We start from the raw sequence: 16,423 nt of genomic DNA on the forward strand, positions 1-16,423 counted from the left end.
GGGGGCATGAGCAACCAGGAGCTGCGTGCCGAAGCCGACGCCATCCTCGCCGAGCTGGTCGGTGATCCGAGCGGCACCGCGCGGCTGCGCGAGGACCAGTGGCAGGCGGTGGCCGCCCTCGTGGAGGAGCGCCGGCGCGCGCTGGTCGTGCAGCGCACCGGCTGGGGCAAGTCGGCGGTGTACTTCGTCGCCACCGCCCTGCTGCGCCGGCGCGGCTCCGGGCCCACAGTGATCATCTCGCCGCTGCTGGCCCTGATGCGCAACCAGGTCGAGTCGGCGGCACGGGCCGGCATCCGGGCGCACACCATCAACTCGGCCAACCCGGAGGAGTGGGACAGCATCTACGGGGAGGTCGAAAAGGGCGAGACCGACGTCCTCCTCGTGAGCCCGGAGCGACTCAACTCCGTGGATTTCCGCGACCAGGTGTTGCCCAGACTCGCGGCCACGACCGGCCTGTTGGTGGTCGACGAGGCGCACTGCATCTCCGACTGGGGACACGACTTCCGCCCGGACTACCGCCGGTTGCGGGCGATGCTGGGCGAACTGCCCACCGGCGTACCGGTGCTGGCCACCACGGCGACCGCCAACGCGCGCGTGACCGCCGATGTGGCCGAGCAGTTGGGCACCGGCGCCGGTGAGGCCCTGGTGCTGCGCGGCCCGCTGGAGCGGGAGAGCCTGCGCCTCGGGGTGGTCCAACTCCCGGACGCGGCACACCGCCTGGCCTGGCTCGCCGAGCACCTGGACGAGCTTCCGGGGTCGGGAATCATCTACACGCTCACCGTGGCCGCCGCCGAGGAGGCCACCGCCTTCCTGCGTCAACGCGGCTTCAAGGTGGCCTCGTACACCGGGAAGACGGAGAACGCCGACCGGTTGCAGGCCGAGATCGACCTCCAGGAGAACCGGGTCAAGGCACTGGTCGCCACATCGGCCCTGGGCATGGGCTACGACAAGCCGGACCTGGGCTTCGTGGTCCACCTAGGCTCGCCCTCCTCGCCGATCGCCTACTACCAGCAGGTGGGCCGTGCGGGGCGCGGTGTGGCGCACGCCGATGTGCTCCTCCTGCCGGGCAGGGAGGACGAGGCCATCTGGCGCTACTTCGCCGATACGGCCTTCCCGCCCGAGACACAGGTCCGCCAGACCCTCTCGGCCCTCGCCGACGCGGGGCGGCCGCTGTCCGTACCGGCCCTGGAGACGGCGGTGGATCTCCGGCGCAGCCGCCTGGAGACGATGCTGAAGGTTCTGGACGTCGACGGAGCGGTCAAGCGCGTGAAGGGCGGCTGGACGGCCACGGGGACCGAGTGGGTCTACGACGCCGAGCGGTACGCCTGGGTGGCCAAGCAGCGAGCGGCCGAACAGCAGGCCATGCGCGACTACGTGAGCACGTCCCAGTGCCGGATGGAGTTCCTGCGCCAACAGCTGGACGACGAAGGGGCGGTGCCCTGCGGCCGGTGCGACAACTGCGCGGGCGCCTGGATCGCCTCCTCCGTCTCGGCGGAGACGCTGACAGGGGCGACGAAGGAACTGGACCGCCCGGGCACGGAGATCGAGCCGCGCCGGATGTGGCCGACCGGGATGGCCGCGCTGGGCGTCGACCTCAAGGGACGTATCCCGGCCAAGGACCAGTGCTCCACGGGGCGTGCTCTGGGACGCCTCTCGGACATCGGCTGGGGCAACCGACTGCGCCCACTGCTGGCCGAGAACGCACCGGACGGCCCGGTCCCCGACGACGTCCTGAAGGCCGCGGTGGCGGTCCTCGCCGACTGGGCGCGTTCTCCCGGGGGTTGGGCGCCGAACGTCACCGACGCCTCCGCCCGTCCCGTGGGAGTCGTGGCCGTACCGTCCCTGGCTCGTCCGCAACTCGTGGGGTCCCTCGCCCAGGGCATCGCGACCATCGGCCGCCTCCCTCTCCTGGGCACCCTGACGCACACCGGCCCGGACGGCGCCCACGCGGCCCGCCGCAGCAACTCCGCCCAACGCCTCAGGGCCCTGTCCGACGCCTTCGGCGTCTCCGAGGAACTGGCCGGCGCCCTGGCCGCCCATCCCGGCCCCGTCCTGCTCGTGGACGACTACACCGACTCGGGCTGGACCCTGGCGGTCGCCGCCCGCCTGCTCCGCCGCGCAGGGAGCGACCAGGTCCTTCCGCTGGTCCTCGCTGCGGCGGGCTGAGATTCCGTACCGGAAACCGTGCTACCGGGCGGCTGAGCGTGCGACGGCGGTTCGCATGTCCCGGCCGCCCGGGCCGAGTTGACCGCACTGAACCCCATGTGACGTGCCCCTGACCGGACTTATCCACAGGCTCAAGCGGAATGGCGAGATTCGCGAGATCGTCAACGCATGACGAATCACAGCGAAACGACCGGATCCGCCGAAAACGGCGACATCGAGCCCACCGCGTACGACCGCCACGGCGCCGACCACCAGGTCACCCTGCGCACCCCGGCCGAACTCGCCGACGCCCTGCCCTATCTCCTCGGGTACCGCCCCGAGGACAGCATCGTCCTCGTCGCCCTGCACGATCGCGGCGGCCGGGGCCGCTTCGGCGGCCGAGCCAGGCTCGGCATTCCCGCCGGCGCGGACGACTGGGCGTCTGTGGCACGGCAGTTGGCCCACGGCCTGGTGACCGGCAGCGAGCGCAGGGGCACCCGGCCCGAGCAGATGATCGCCTACGTCTGCCAGGAACCGGCGCCCGGCGAGACGGGGCGCCAGGTCATGGAGCGGCTACGTCCGCTGGTGCAGAACCTGCGCACCGAGTGCGGTCGGCTCGACGTGACGGTCATCGAGGCGCTCTGCATCTCGGACGGCCGCTTCTGGTCCTACTGCTGCCCGATCGAGGGGTGTTGCCCGGTCGACGGTTCCCCGATGGGTCTGCCCGGCACCTCCGTACTGGCCGCCGCGGCGACCTACGCGGGACTCCAAGTGCGCGGCACACTGCGCGAGTTGCGCAGCAGGCTGCTGCCGTGGGAGACGGCCGCCGCGCTGGAGCAGGAAGCCGCCCTGGACGCCGCCGGTTCGGCCCTGGTACCCCGCATCCTCGACGACGCCTACCGCGCGGACGTCGCGCACGAGACGCTGGACCTCGCCCGGTTGATCCTCGACCGGTTCGCCGCGGCACCGCCCGCGTCCGGCGCACTCCACTCGGACCTGCGTGACGACGAACTGCTCGCCCACGACGAAGCGGCCACACTGATCCTCGGCCTTCAGGACCGTGCGACCCGCGACCGCGCGGCCGAATGGATGGAAGGCGACGAGGCGGTTCCGGCCCTGCGCCTCTGGCGCGCACTGGCCCGCCGCTGCGTCGGACCCTACGGCGAACACGCCGCGGCTCCACTCACACTCGCGGGCTGGGTCGCCTGGTCGACCGGCGACGACCTGGAGGCCCGGGAGGCCCTGGCCATGGCCCTGGGCGCCGACTCCGACTACCTGTTCGCCCGGCTCCTGCACCAGGCCTGCAACGAGGGTCTGGACCCGGAGTCCATCCGCCGCTGCCTGCGCGCGGAACGGAAGGACCGTGCGGGGGTGGAGGCCGGTGGGTCCGGCGACGCGGAGGTCGCCGACGGTTCCGTACCGCAGGGTGTGAACGATTCCGACGATGCCCCGGCGCCGGTGGCAGCGCCCGCGGCTTCCCGTCGTCGGCGCCGTACGCGTACCGCCGACGGAGTCGAGGGCCGTGCGCGTTCCGCGGAACCGGACGGCTCCCGTCCTCGCACACCGGCGCAGGGCACCGCACGTCCTGGCGGCACACGTCCCCGCACCTCCGGGAGGAGCGGTTCGCGGCGCCATGACACCTGCTCGGAGCGACCCCTGCCGGGGAGCAGTGGCATTGAGGGGGACGGATGATCAAGGGCTGGGGGAGTGGCGGTCGGTCACGCCGGACAGGTGGTCGGTGCGGTGTCTTCGGTCTGTTCGGGGTCGTGGTCCGGCGGGTCGTCGAGTTCGGGGCGATGACCCCACACGCGGCGAGTGTCGGCGGCGGCCGAGGCCGTGAAATCGGCGCCGCGCGGCTGTCTCCTGCGCTCCGCCGCCATTCGGTCGGCTTCCCGGGCCGCGGGCGTGACCAGGAGGAGCCCGGCTCCGTTCACCTGAGTGGCGGAACGCCTGATCGGGTCGTGTCGCCGAACAGCCCTTGTCCTCTCGGGACTCTCCATCCGGCGCCGAACACGTCCGAGGCGCACAGAGCGCAGAAGAAGCCGCCCATGCATCAGCCGACGCCGCCCTCCGACGCCGACGACAGCCCTGACTCCGGTGCTCCCGGACCACTTGCGGACCAGGACCGGCGCCTCGCTTCCCGCACCGGCCAAGGCGGACGCTTGTCGCAGCCGTCGCAGCCGTCGCAGCCGTCGCAGCCGTCGCAGCCGTCGCAGCCGTCGCAGCCGTCGCAGCCGTCGCAGCGGCTGGTGGAGGGCTCGGAGGCCGGCCACATCCGACGTCCACCACCACCCCCCTCCCGGTCACCGTCCCCGCTCCGGTCTTCGTCCCTCTCCCCGCCGCAGAGCCCCGTGCCGCGCACGCCTTGCCCGACGCCCCGGCGTTCCGTCGAACTGCCGCCCACCCACGACACGCTGATCTGCGTCGCCCTCCCGGGGCTCGCCGTCTCCACCGAGCAGGGTCAGCTGAACGGCCGGGGACTGGAGGGGTTCTACCGCGCGGGCCGGCGGGTGCTCTCCCGCTGTCAGGTGCGGGTGGCCGGACGTGAACCGCTGGCGGTGCAGGCCAGGATGACGGCGGCCGACCGCGCGCGCTTCGTGGGGACCGTGCGGGTGGCCCCCGACTGCGGCCCGGACCCCGACCTCGTGGTCGAGCGGACTCGGCATGCCGACGGTACGGAGCGCATCACCCTGCGCAGCGTGTCCTGGCGCCCGCTGCGCCTGCCGGTCGAGGTGGCGCTCGGCACCGACCTGGCGGACCTGGGCGCGATCGCCGCGGGCAGCACGGGACCCGAACTGCCCGCCAGCGTGCACGACTCCGGGCTGCGCTGGTCCGGTGCGACCGGGAACTCGACGGTCACCGCCGACCCGCCACCCGCCGACGCGCTGGCCTCCGCGGGACTACTGCGCTGGGAGTTCGAACTGCCACCGGGCGGTACGGCGAGCGTGGAACTGCGAGTACGCCCGGACGGCGCGGGGCCGGTCCGGGCCGTGGGCCACGGGGCGACCAGCCCACTGGCCTTCGCACGGGCGGCCGGTGACGACCCCCGAGCCCAGGCCCTTCTGCGAACCAGCGTCGAGGATCTCCAGGCACTGCTGCTGCGCGACCCCGCACATCCCGCCGACACGCACCTCGCGGCCGGGGCGCCCTGGCGATGCGGTCTGGCCCCGGCGGAGTCGCTCACGGCGGCCCGTATGACGCTGCCCCTCGGTACACGGCTCGCCGCGGGCACGCTACGGACCCTGGCCCGGACCCAACTCCCGCGCCCCGGAGCACAGTTCGGAATGATCCCGGGACCGCGCCGCGATGCCGGCGCCCATCTGCCGCCGGGCTGCACGGGGACGGAGGCGACCCTTCTCTTCCCTGTGCTGCTCGCGGAGGCCCGCCGCTGGGGGCTCCCGGAGCAGGAGACACAGGAGCTACTGCCGGCCGCCGAGCGCTGTCTGACCTGGCTGCGGACCACCGTGGGCGACGGGACCTATCTGCGTGACCCGCACCCCGGCGGCCCCGTCCGCTGCGAGACACAGGCCCACGCCCACCGGGCAGCACTGCTCGGAGCCGATCTGCTGGACGCGTTCGGAAGACCCGGCGGCGCCGAACTCCGGCAATGGGCGCAGGAGTTGCGCACCGCCTTCCGCGCGGACTTCTGGATCGGGGACCTGGGCGGCGGGCGCCCGGCGGCGGCCCGGCTTCCGGACGGACGCCTCGTGCCGCACCTCGGCGCGACCGCGGCCCATCTCCTCGACACCGGACTGCTGGGCGGCGGCGAGTACGCACCCGGCCTGCTCGACAAGGCACGGGCCGAACAACTCGCCCGGCTGCTCGGAAGCCCGGTGATGGACTCGGGCTGGGGACTGCGCGGCCTGGGCGCGAAGGAACCGGGATTCAGCCCGTTCGGCCACCGGAGCGGCGCAGTGCGGGTGCAGGAGACGGCGATCGCCGTCGCGGGCCTGGCCGCCGGCGGCTACGAGAAGGAAGCCACCTCCCTGTTGCGGGGAGTGCTCGCGGCGGCCGAGGCGTTCGGACACCGGCTCCCCGAGATGTACGCGGGGGAGCAGCGGGCGGAGGGGAGCGCTCCCGTTCCTCACCCGGCGGCCTGCCGTCCGGCGGCCACGGCAGCCGCCGCCGGAGTACTGCTGCTGACCACCCTCGCCGGCATCCGCCCCGACGCCCCCGCCCGGACGGTCACCCTCCGCCCGGTCCGCAGCGCGCCCCTGGGCGAGCTCGGCCTCACGGGACTGCGGATCGCCGGCGCCCCCTTCTCCGTACGGGTCGGTCGACTCGGTGTCGCCATGGTCGAGGAGGCCGCCGAAGGACTGCAATTGGGAGCGTGACCTCGCACGAGTCCCTGTCGGCCGACGGCCGGAAACGGAGGATCGACCACGTATCGCACCGAAGTGGATCAGTCACGGCGGTACCGACGAAGGGAGTGTTTATCGTCAGGCAGACGACTATGATCGCCGCATGTCCTACGACCCGTCAGCGTATCCGCCCTTCGCCGTCACCGTGGACCTGGTCGTGCTGACCGTGCGCCGCCATGCTCTGTGCGGGCTGGCGGTACGCAGGGGCGAGCCGCCGTTTCAGGGGCGCTGGGCGCTACCCGGCGGTTTCGTGCGGGCCGACGAGGATCTGGCCCAGGCCGCCGCCCGGGAACTGGCCGAGGAGACGGGACTGCGCGCCCACGACCCGGCGGTCCCCGTCCAGGACAACGGAGCGCACCTGGAGCAGCTCGCGACCTACGGCGACCCCAAGCGCGACCCGCGGATGCGCGTCGTCAGCGTCGCCCACCTCGCACTCGCCCCCGACCTGCCGGCACCCCGCGCGGGCGGCGACGCCAGCAACGCGCGCTGGGCGCCCGTCGAGGAGTTGCTGCAACAGGGCGGCTTCGGGCGTGACGGCGACCCGGTGGCGCCGCTCGCCTTCGATCACGCGCAGATCCTTTCCGACGGGGTGGAGCGCGCCCGCTCGAAGATCGAGTACTCGTCCCTGGCCACGGCGTTCTGCCCCACCGAATTCACCGTCGGTGAACTGCGCCGCGTCTACGAGGCGGTGTGGGGGGTGGCGCTCGACCCGCGCAACTTCCACCGCAAGGTGACCGGCACGCCCGGCTTCCTCGTCCCGACCGGCGGTACGACGACCCGTCAGGGAGGGCGTCCGGCGCAGCTGTTCCGGGCCGGCGGGGCCACGCTGCTCAACCCGCCGATGCTGCGCCCCGAGGTGTGACGCCGTAGCACCTCGACCGGGGCGGTCAAGCGTTGCGGTGCGAGCCGTTCGCTGCCCGAAAAAACGGACATAGCGCGCTATCTTGCTGTGGGTGATCCAGGCCCTCGGACTGACCAGCAACGCCCGCAAGGAGCATCCCCCCGCCGTCGACGACGTCTCCTTCGAGGCCCGTGCGGGCAGTGTCACCGCACTCCTCGGAGCACCGGGCGCGGGGAAGACGACCGCGCTCAGGCTCATGCTAGAGCTGCAACAGGGGCGTGGAATCAGCTACTTCAGGGGCCGCCCCCTGCATCGCATCGCCCACCCGTCACGCGAGGTCGGCGTGCTCCTGGGCGACGTGCCGGGACATCCCGCCCGCTCGGTCCGCGGCCATCTGCGGATGCTGTGCGCCGCGGCGGGTGTTCCGGCCCGGCGGGCCGACGAGGTCCTCGAAGTGGTCGGCCTCGTCAGCCTGCGCGACGAACGCCTCGGCAGCCTCGCCCGCGGCATGGACCGCCGCCTGGGCCTCGCCTGCGCCCTGCTGTCCGACCCGCACACGCTGGTGCTGGACGAACCCGCGGACGCGCTCTCCGCCCGCGAGAGCCGCTGGCTGTACGGCATGCTGCGCGCGCACGCCGCCCAGGGCGGCACGGTCCTGTTCAGCACGGCCGAACCCAAGGAGGCCGCCCGCAGCGCCGACCGGGTCGTCACCCTCGAACAGGGCAGACTCGTCGCCGACCAGGAGGCGGGAGAGTTCGCCCGCACCCGGCTGCGCCCCCGCGTCGCAGTCCGCACCCCGCACGCCGCCCGCCTCGCCGCCCTCCTCGCCAAAGAGGCCCGCGCCGCACACCGCTCGGTCGAAGTCGTACGGGAGGACGGCAACCGCCTTGCCGTGTACGGCAGTACGTGCGCCGACATCGGTGAGACGGCGTTCCGGCACGACATCCTCGTACACCAACTCGCCGACGAGATCGGCGACATGGGGCCCGGAGCCGGAACGTCCCTCCAGGGCGAGCCGGAAACCGGCGGTGAGCCGCGCGTGCCGGCCCCCTCGGCGGAGCGCTCGGAGATCGTCGAAGAACCGGAACCCGCCGCACAAACCCACCCGCCGTACGAGGCTCAGGCAACTGCCGTCAGTCCCCTGCGGGACGCCGCCGTTGACCCTGAGGCGCAGCCGGCCACCACAAGCTCCCCTGCGACACGCAGCCCGCGCGCGCCGAGTCCCGCCCCCTCCCGACTGGTCCCTCTCATCGACCCCGAAGAGGCGGCCGGCACCCTTCCCCGCGCGCGTGCCCCGCGTCCTTCGCGAGCCGCCACCCTCGACACCCTGTCCCCGCTCCCGCCCCCCATCTCCGTCCGCTCCGCGCCCAGTCCGCTGCGTCCGCTCCGCTACGAGCTGCGCCGGGCCACCGGTATCGGCACCGGGTTCCTGACCGGGGCCGCCGTACTCGTCGTGTCCGCCCTCACCGCACTGCTGTTGGCCCGTATCGGGCACACCCCGCAGTCGCGCCTGCTGGCCGCCTGGCCGCGGGAACTGCCGTTGCCGCCCGCGGCGCTCGGCGCGGGACTGCTCGGGGCGTTCGCCTTCGGCGACGAGTTCCGGCACCCTGCCCTGGCGGCGGACCGCGGCACCGTGCCCCGGCGGATGGGGCTGCTCCTCGCGAAGCTCCTCGTCTCCGCGGCCACCGCGCTGCTGCTGGGCTTCCTCACGGTGGGCTGCGACGCCGAAGTGCTCTATCTCGTATACGGACGGGAGCTCGCACAGGTTCCCGCCGACTGGCTTTCGACGAGCGCGAGTTGGGTCGGCCTCGTCGTCGGGTGCGCCTGGGCCGGAGTGCTGGCCGCGGGCATCTTCCGGTCCACCACGGCCGGGCTCGCCGCGGTGGTCGCCGTACCGATTCTCGTCGTACCCCTTGTGCACAAGGGGTTGGAGGGGCCCGCCGTGCGGGCCGCGGCAGGCTTTCCCCTGCGGTTGCGGAAGGTGTTCCTGCTGCAGTGGCCCTTCGGAGGTGAGCGGTATCTGTCCGCGGCGGCGCGAGTGATCGTCCAACCCGTGGGCGGGGCACTGACGTTGTCGCTGACCGCGCTGCTCTGCGCGTATCTGCTCACGACCCTGCGTAGCAGGGTCCGATGACGACCGCGCGCACCCTTCGGGTCCCGCTCTGCGCACAACTCCCCGGAGAAAGCCCATTTCTTTCCGATAAGGCGTCAATTGCGACGGGGTGAGCGATCACCCTTTCGTGTGCTTTTCACCAAAGACCTCAAGGGAGTTGGAGCCAGCGCCGACAAAGGATCCGTGAGTACCCTTGCGCACACCATGATGACCGCCGCCCGCTCCGCAGACTCCGGTCTCGCCGGCCCGGGCGAACTCGACCGCTACCCCTACGCCGAGGCGCCCGTCACCGAGCGCCTCGGAGCCCCTTCCTGGGACGGTTCCGACCCCGAGCTGGGCCGCGTGGGCCGTCGTGCCGCGGGCAGCCGCGGACGCGGACTGCACGGCCAACTCGTCCAGCAGCTGGGCCAGATGATCGTTTCCGGCGACCTGGGCGCCGACCGCCCGCTGGTGCCCGAGGAGATCGGCCAGCGTTTCGAGGTCTCCCGCACCGTCGTCCGTGAGTCGCTGCGCGTCCTGGAGGCCAAGGGCCTGGTCAGCGCCCGCCCGAACGTCGGCACGCGCGTGCGTCCCGTCAGCGACTGGAACCTCCTCGACCCGGACATCATCGAGTGGCGCGCCTTCGGCCCGCAGCGCGACAACCAGCGCCGCGAGCTGAGCGAGCTGCGCTGGACGATCGAGCCGCTCGCCGCGCGCCTCGCCGCCGGGCACGGCCGCGAGGACGTCCAGCAGCGCCTCTCCGACATGGTCGAGATCATGGGTCACGCCATGGCGCAGGGCGACGCCCTGACCTTCTCCCGCGCGGACGCCGAGTTCCACTCGCTGCTCATCCAGGTCGCGGGCAACCGCATGCTGGAGCACCTTTCCGGGATCGTCTCCTCGGCCCTCCAGGTCTCCGGCGGACCGGTCACGGGCTGTGACCGCCCGACCGACGCGTCCCTGGCGCACCACGCCCGGATCGTCGACGCCCTCGCGGCCGGCGACGGTGCGGCGGCCGAGGCGGCAATGCGGCAGCTGCTCATCGTGCACCCCGAGGTGGAGCGCGTGGTGCCCGCCCCGCGCGAGCACTGACGCGCGCGTGCTGGTCGGCGCGGTCGAGGTGTACCGCGCTCCCGTGGCGCCGCCCGACCCGGTCGCCGTCTCCCGCCGGACCCCGCAGGATCCTCCAGGGAACCGGCGGGGTCCGGCGGTGCGACGGGGGCCGTATCCCCTTGAGAAGTGCCTCTCCCGGCCCTGGGTGACCTCCTCTGCCCGTGTCTGACCGTTTTTGAACGCTTACGGGGTGTGACTCGGGCCACGCAGATTGGGCGTAACGCTCGCGGGAACTGCGCGATGACCTAAGAGGTGACAGCCGCGGAAGGGAATACGGACGCCGTTCAAGGCGCTGTGATTCTTCCCGGCCCCAGCCCGCGCCGTCGGCCCATCCCCAAGTCGGCGGTCGTCGGCTCCTGTCCGTACCGGACGGGGCCGGAAGCCGTTTTCCATCGTTCCGAGAGGTTGTTCGTGTCGGCCAGCACATCCCGTACGCTCCCGCCGGAGATCGCCGAGTCCGTCTCTGTCATGGCGCTCATCGAGCGGGGAAAGGCTGAGGGGCAGATCGCCGGCGATGACGTGCGTCGGGCCTTCGAAGCTGACCAGATTCCGGCCACTCAGTGGAAGAACGTACTGCGCAGCCTCAACCAGATCCTCGAGGAAGAGGGTGTGACGCTGATGGTCAGTGCCGCGGAGCCCAAGCGCACCCGAAAGAGCGTCGCAGCGAAGAGTCCGGCCAAGCGCACCGCCACCAAGACGGTCGCCGCGAAGACGGTGACCGCCAAGAAGGCCACCGCCACCGCGACTCCGGCGGCGCCCCTCGCCGACGCTCCCGCCGAGGACGACGCCCAGAGGGCCGCTGCCAAGAAGGCGGCGCCAGCCAAGAAGGCGGTCGCCAAGAAGGTCGCCGCCAAGAAGACGACTGCCGCGGCGGCCAAGAAGACCAGCGCCAAGAAGGACGACGCCGAGCTCGTCGACGACGAGGCCGCCGAGGAGACCCCCGGCAAGACCGGGGACGAGCCCGAGGGCGCCGAGAGCGCCGGCTTCGTACTCTCCGACGAGGACGAGGACGACGCGCCCGCGCAGCAGGTCGCCGCTGCCGGTGCCACCGCCGACCCCGTCAAGGACTACCTCAAGCAGATCGGCAAGGTCCCCCTCCTCAACGCCGAGCAGGAGGTCGAGCTCGCCAAGCGCATCGAGGCCGGCCTGTTCGCCGAGGACAAGCTGGCCAACGCGGACAAGCTCGCCCCCAAGCTCAAGCGCGAGCTGGAGATCATCGCCGAGGACGGCCGCCGCGCCAAGAACCACCTCCTGGAGGCCAACCTCCGCCTGGTGGTCTCCCTGGCCAAGCGCTACACCGGCCGCGGCATGCTCTTCCTGGACCTCATCCAGGAGGGCAACCTCGGTCTCATCCGCGCGGTCGAGAAGTTCGACTACACCAAGGGCTACAAGTTCTCCACGTACGCCACCTGGTGGATCCGTCAGGCGATCACCCGCGCGATGGCCGACCAGGCCCGCACCATCCGTATCCCGGTGCACATGGTCGAGGTCATCAACAAGCTCGCGCGCGTGCAGCGTCAGATGCTCCAGGACCTGGGCCGCGAGCCCACCCCGGAGGAGCTGGCCAAGGAACTCGACATGACTCCGGAGAAGGTCATCGAGGTCCAGAAGTACGGCCGCGAGCCCATCTCCCTGCACACCCCCCTGGGCGAGGACGGCGACAGCGAGTTCGGTGACCTCATCGAGGACTCCGAGGCCGTCGTCCCGGCCGATGCGGTCAGCTTCACGCTCCTCCAGGAGCAGCTGCACTCCGTCCTGGACACCCTGTCCGAGCGCGAGGCCGGTGTGGTCTCGATGCGCTTCGGTCTCACCGACGGTCAGCCGAAGACCCTCGACGAGATCGGCAAGGTGTACGGGGTCACCCGTGAGCGCATCCGCCAGATCGAGTCCAAGACCATGTCGAAGCTGCGCCACCCGTCGCGTTCGCAGGTGCTGCGCGACTACCTCGACTAGGTCGTAGTCGTACGACACGGAAGGCCCGGTCTCCCCTCGGGGAGCCGGGCCTTCGTGCTGGGCCGCGGGTGCGCCGCGCGGCACGCTGGATCACTCTGGGTCTCCGATGACCATCCCAGAGTGAGGAACGTGCATGCGTCGTCCCTTTGCCCGGGCGCTGACCCGGCCGCTGGTCCTGGCGGCTGCCGCGTCCGCCATACCGCTGGTCTCCGCGGCCCCTGTGGCCGCCGACAGCATCGTCGTCGGCGGGTTCCCGGTCGATGTCTCCGAGAGCCCGTGGACGGTGGCGCTGTCCAGTCGTGACCGGTTCGGGGGTACCCGGGCGGGACAGTTCTGCGGAGGCGTCGCCGTGAGCCGGACCACCGTGCTGACCGCGGCCCACTGCATGGGCGACGACGTCCTCGGTACGCCACCGAACCGCGCGGGCGACCTCAAGGTCCTCGCGGGCCGCACGGACCTGCTCTCGGGCAGCGGCCAGGCGATCGCCGTACGAGATGTGTGGGTCAACCCGGCCTACGACACCGCAAGCAACGCGGGCGACTTCGCCGTGCTCACCCTCGTCGCACCGCTGCCCCAGGGCTCGGTCATCGGGATGGCGGCGGCGGGTGACAGCGCCTACCAGCCGGGCACGGCCGCCACGGTCTACGGCTGGGGCGATCTCAGCGGCAGTGGCGACTACGCGGGCAGCCTGCACGCCGCGCGTGTGCACGTGCTGCCCGACGCCCGCTGCCAGGAGGCCTACCCGGGCAGCGGGGACGGCACCTACCTCCCCGAGGCCATGCTGTGCGCCGGAGAGCCTCAGGGGGGCCGTGACGCCTGTCAGGGGGACAGTGGAGGGCCGCTGGTCGCGCAGGGCCGGCTGATCGGGCTGGTGTCGTGGGGCAGCGGGTGCGGGCGGGCCGGGAGCCCCGGCGTCTACACCCGGGTGTCCGACGTCCTGCGGACGCTGGGCCGCCACCGCGGCGCACCGGGGCCGCACAAGGGCGTCTGACGGCCGCTGAGGGCCATCCGCGGATACGAGGACGGGCGGCCCCGCTCCTGTGGTTCAGGAGCGGGGCCGCCCGTCGCCGGCCTGTGCCGGTGCTGGCTCGTCGTGGACGCGAAGTGTCAGCGCTCTTCTTCAGGAGTGCTTGCTGCGGGAGCGGCGGTCAGTCGCTCCGACTCGTCCTGTATCTCAGCGGCGATCTTCTTGAGTTCCGGCTCGAACTTGCGGCCGTGGTGGGCGCAGAAGAGCAGTTCTCCGCCGCTGAGCAGGACGACGCGCAGGTATGCCTGGGCGCCGCAGCGGTCGCAGCGATCGGCGGCCGTCAGCGGGCTCGCGGGGGTCAGAACAGTAGTCACGTCGCCTCTTCTCTAGCTCGACGAGCTGTCGTACCAGGGTCAACATCCAACCAGCCCGAAAACGTTCCCGCTCTGGGCTTTTCCTCGAAAAAATCTTCCGGGGCTGCTGTCTGCTGCCGGTTGGCGGCGAATGTGCCGTATTGCGTGTCTATGTGTCTGTACGGGTTCGCGCTGTGGGTCAGGGGTCGGTCCTCCCGGCTGGGTTGCCGGTTGTTCATGAGGACGTGCCCGGAGCCTAAATGGTTCATGCCCCGAAGGGAACGTGATATGTACTTCACTCCATCGAGGGATCGAACAGGTATACGACCCTGGACTAGTGTGAGGAGGAGACGAGGGTGGCGTTACAACGGCTCTACCAGGCCTCGGTACCCTCTGAGCGGCAACCGAAGCCGAGCCCTTACCCAAAAGGGCCTCATCTGAAATTCAGCGAGGAGCGAACCGCGTGACCGCCGAAACGTCCGTGCCGTCGACAGCGCTGCTGGCAGGAGCAGACCGGGACGGTTCCAACTACACCGCGCGGCACCTGCTCGTCCTTGAGGGGCTAGAGGCCGTACGCAAGCGCCCGGGCATGTACATCGGGTCGACCGACAGCCGTGGCCTGATGCACTGCCTGTGGGAGATCATCGACAACTCCGTGGACGAGGCCCTGGGGGGCTACTGCGACCACATCGAGGTGATCCTGCACGACGACGCCTCGGTGGAGGTCCGGGACAACGGCCGGGGCATCCCGGTCGACGTCGAGCCCAAGACCGGCCTCTCCGGTGTCGAGGTCGTCATGACCAAGCTGCACGCCGGCGGCAAGTTCGGCGGCGGCTCGTATGCCGCCTCCGGTGGTCTGCACGGCGTGGGCGCCTCCGTGGTGAACGCCCTGTCCGCGCGGCTCGACGTCGAGGTGGACCGCAATGGCAGCGTCCACGCCATCAGCTTCCGGCGCGGTGTGCCCGGCGCCTTCGCCACCGCCGGTCCCGACGCCGCGTTCGAGCCCGGTGGCATGCGCAAGACCAAGCGGATCCCCAAGACCCGCACCGGCACGCGCGTGCGCTACTGGGCCGACCGCCAGATCTTCCTCAAGGACGCCAAGCTCTCCCTGGAGCACCTGCACCAGCGGGCCCGCCAGACCGCGTTCCTGGTGCCAGGGCTGACCATCGTCGTCCGCGACGAGTACGGCCTCGGCGACGGGGGCAGCAAGGGCGAGGAGTCCTTCCGCTTCGACGGCGGCATCAGCGAGTTCTGCGAGTACCTGGCGAGCGACAAGCCGGTCTGCGACGTCCTGCGCCTGTCGGGCCAGGGCACCTTCAAGGAGACGGTGCCCGTCCTGGACGACCACGGCCAGATGACGCCCACCGAGGTCACCCGCGAACTCGGCGTCGACATCGCGCTGCGCTGGGGGACCGGCTACGACACGACCCTCAAGTCGTTCGTCAACATCATCGCGACCCCCAAGGGCGGCACCCACGTCGCCGGCTTCGAGCAGGCCATCGTGAAGACGATGAACGAGGTGGCGCGCGCCAAGAAGCTGCTGCGCGTCGCCGAGGACGACGTCGTCAAGGACGACGCCCTGGAGGGCCTCACCGCGGTCGTCACCGTCCGGCTCGCCGAACCCCAGTTCGAGGGGCAGACCAAGGAGGTGCTCGGTACGTCCGCGGCCCGCCGCATCGTCACCAACGTGGTCACCAAGGAGTTCAAGGACTTCCTGACCTCGACGAAGCGCGACGCGGCGGCCCAGGCCCGCGTGGTCATGGAGAAGGCCGTCGCTGCGGCCCGTACGCGTATCGCGGCCCGTCAGCACAAGGACGCGCAGCGCCGCAAGACGGCCCTGGAGACCTCCTCGCTGCCGGCCAAGCTCGCCGACTGCCGCAGCGACGACGTCGAGCGCAGCGAGCTGTTCATCGTCGAGGGAGACTCCGCGCTCGGTACCGCCAAGCTCGCCCGGAACTCCGAGTTCCAGGCGCTGCTGCCGATCCGCGGCAAGATCCTCAACGTCCAGAAGTCGTCGGTCACCGACATGCTGAAGAACGTCGAGTGCGGCGCCATCATCCAGGTCATAGGAGCGGGATCGGGCCGCACCTTCGACCTCGACGCGGCCCGCTACGGCAAGATCATCATGATGACCGACGCCGATGTGGACGGCTCCCACATCCGCTGTCTGCTCCTGACCCTGTTCCAGCGCTATATGCGTCCCATGGTCGAGGCCGGCCGGGTGTTCGCCGCGGTGCCGCCGTTGCACCGCGTCGAGCTCGTCCAGCCCAAGAAGGGCCAGGACAAGTACGTCTACACGTACTCGGACCGCGAGCTGCGCGAAAGGCTCCTGGAGTTCCAGAGCAAGGGCGTCCGGTACAAGGACTCCATCCAGCGCTACAAGGGTCTCGGCGAGATGGACGCCGACCAGCTGGCCGAGACGACGATGGACCCCCGCCACCGCACCCTGCGCCGGATCAACCTCTCCGACCTGGACGCGGCCGAGCAGGTCTTCGATCTGCTGATGGGCAACGACGTGGCACCGCGCAAGGAGTTCATCTCCAGCTCGGCCGCGACGCTGGACCGGTCGCGGATCGACGCGTGATCTTCGACGGGTGA

Annotated in this window: 11 protein-coding genes; 9 read left to right on the forward strand and 2 right to left on the reverse strand. The window is 71.4% G+C overall.

Annotated elements, in window-relative coordinates:
- The first annotated feature begins 6 nt into the window (after nucleotides 1–6).
- Complete coding sequence (locus tag JHN45_RS05075) at nucleotides 7–2,166, forward strand: RecQ family ATP-dependent DNA helicase (protein WP_201048166.1); 2,160 nt, start codon at nucleotides 7–9, stop codon at nucleotides 2,164–2,166.
- Nucleotides 2,167–2,334: 168 nt separating this feature from the next.
- Nucleotides 2,335–3,837 (forward strand): DUF4192 domain-containing protein, encoded by a 1,503-nt coding sequence (locus JHN45_RS05080; protein WP_201048167.1) that lies wholly within the window; start codon nucleotides 2,335–2,337, stop codon nucleotides 3,835–3,837.
- Nucleotides 3,838–3,863: 26 nt separating this feature from the next.
- On the opposite strand, the gene JHN45_RS05085 is transcribed toward JHN45_RS05080, so the two are convergent.
- The gene (locus JHN45_RS05085) at nucleotides 3,864–4,079 is read right to left on the reverse strand and encodes a hypothetical protein (protein ID WP_201048168.1); all 216 of its coding nucleotides are present in this window, start codon (nucleotides 4,077–4,079) and stop codon (nucleotides 3,864–3,866) included.
- A 417-nt stretch (nucleotides 4,080–4,496) separates the two neighbouring features.
- On the opposite strand from JHN45_RS05085, the gene JHN45_RS05090 reads away from it, so the two are divergent.
- The 6 genes from JHN45_RS05090 to JHN45_RS05115 all read left to right on the forward strand — a co-directional run bounded on the left by JHN45_RS05090 (nucleotide 4,497) and on the right by JHN45_RS05115 (nucleotide 13,496).
- Nucleotides 4,497–6,479, forward strand: a complete 1,983-nt coding sequence (locus JHN45_RS05090; RefSeq protein WP_307783035.1) for a glycogen debranching N-terminal domain-containing protein — start codon at nucleotides 4,497–4,499, stop codon at nucleotides 6,477–6,479.
- A gap of 130 nt (nucleotides 6,480–6,609) precedes the next feature.
- A complete protein-coding gene (locus tag JHN45_RS05095; RefSeq protein WP_200716443.1) occupies nucleotides 6,610–7,368 on the forward strand; it encodes an NUDIX domain-containing protein in 759 nt (252 codons plus the stop codon).
- Between the two features lie 91 nt (nucleotides 7,369–7,459).
- Nucleotides 7,460–9,481, forward strand: a complete 2,022-nt coding sequence (locus JHN45_RS05100; RefSeq protein WP_201048169.1) for an ATP-binding cassette domain-containing protein — start codon at nucleotides 7,460–7,462, stop codon at nucleotides 9,479–9,481.
- A 162-nt stretch (nucleotides 9,482–9,643) separates the two neighbouring features.
- The gene (locus JHN45_RS05105) at nucleotides 9,644–10,531 is read left to right on the forward strand and encodes a FadR/GntR family transcriptional regulator (RefSeq protein WP_200709967.1); all 888 of its coding nucleotides are present in this window, start codon (nucleotides 9,644–9,646) and stop codon (nucleotides 10,529–10,531) included.
- 432 nt (nucleotides 10,532–10,963) lie between these two features.
- Entirely contained in the window at nucleotides 10,964–12,505 is a 1,542-nt protein-coding gene (locus JHN45_RS05110; RefSeq protein ID WP_200709968.1) for an RNA polymerase sigma factor, read from the forward strand.
- Between the two features lie 133 nt (nucleotides 12,506–12,638).
- On the forward strand, nucleotides 12,639–13,496 hold the full coding sequence (locus tag JHN45_RS05115; protein WP_201048170.1) for a trypsin-like serine protease: 858 nt from the start codon (nucleotides 12,639–12,641) through the stop codon (nucleotides 13,494–13,496).
- A gap of 116 nt (nucleotides 13,497–13,612) precedes the next feature.
- Here JHN45_RS05115 and JHN45_RS05120 read toward each other — a convergent pair whose 3' ends face one another.
- Nucleotides 13,613–13,846: a hypothetical protein gene (locus JHN45_RS05120; protein WP_019072919.1), complete on the reverse strand. Its 234-nt coding sequence runs from the start codon at nucleotides 13,844–13,846 to the stop codon at nucleotides 13,613–13,615.
- Between the two features lie 442 nt (nucleotides 13,847–14,288).
- Between JHN45_RS05120 and JHN45_RS05125 the strand changes: the two genes are divergently transcribed.
- Nucleotides 14,289–16,409, forward strand: a complete 2,121-nt coding sequence (locus tag JHN45_RS05125; protein ID WP_200709970.1) for a type IIA DNA topoisomerase subunit B — start codon at nucleotides 14,289–14,291, stop codon at nucleotides 16,407–16,409.
- Nucleotides 16,410–16,423: the final 14 nt, after the last annotated feature.

The sequence above is a fragment of the Streptomyces sp. MBT53 genome (assembly GCF_016654115.1).
Classification (GTDB): domain Bacteria; phylum Actinomycetota; class Actinomycetes; order Streptomycetales; family Streptomycetaceae; genus Streptomyces.

Bases quoted from the DNA above. Each gene is read 5' to 3' on its own strand.
- JHN45_RS05075 (WP_201048166.1), top strand. From the start codon at position 7: ATGAGCAACCAGGAGCTGCGTGCCGAAGCCGACGCCATCCTCGCCGAG.
- JHN45_RS05080 (WP_201048167.1), top strand. From the start codon at position 2,335: ATGACGAATCACAGCGAAACGACCGGATCCGCCGAAAACGGCGACATC.
- JHN45_RS05095 (WP_200716443.1), top strand. From the start codon at position 6,610: ATGTCCTACGACCCGTCAGCGTATCCGCCCTTCGCCGTCACCGTGGAC.
- JHN45_RS05115 (WP_201048170.1), top strand. From the start codon at position 12,639: ATGCGTCGTCCCTTTGCCCGGGCGCTGACCCGGCCGCTGGTCCTGGCG.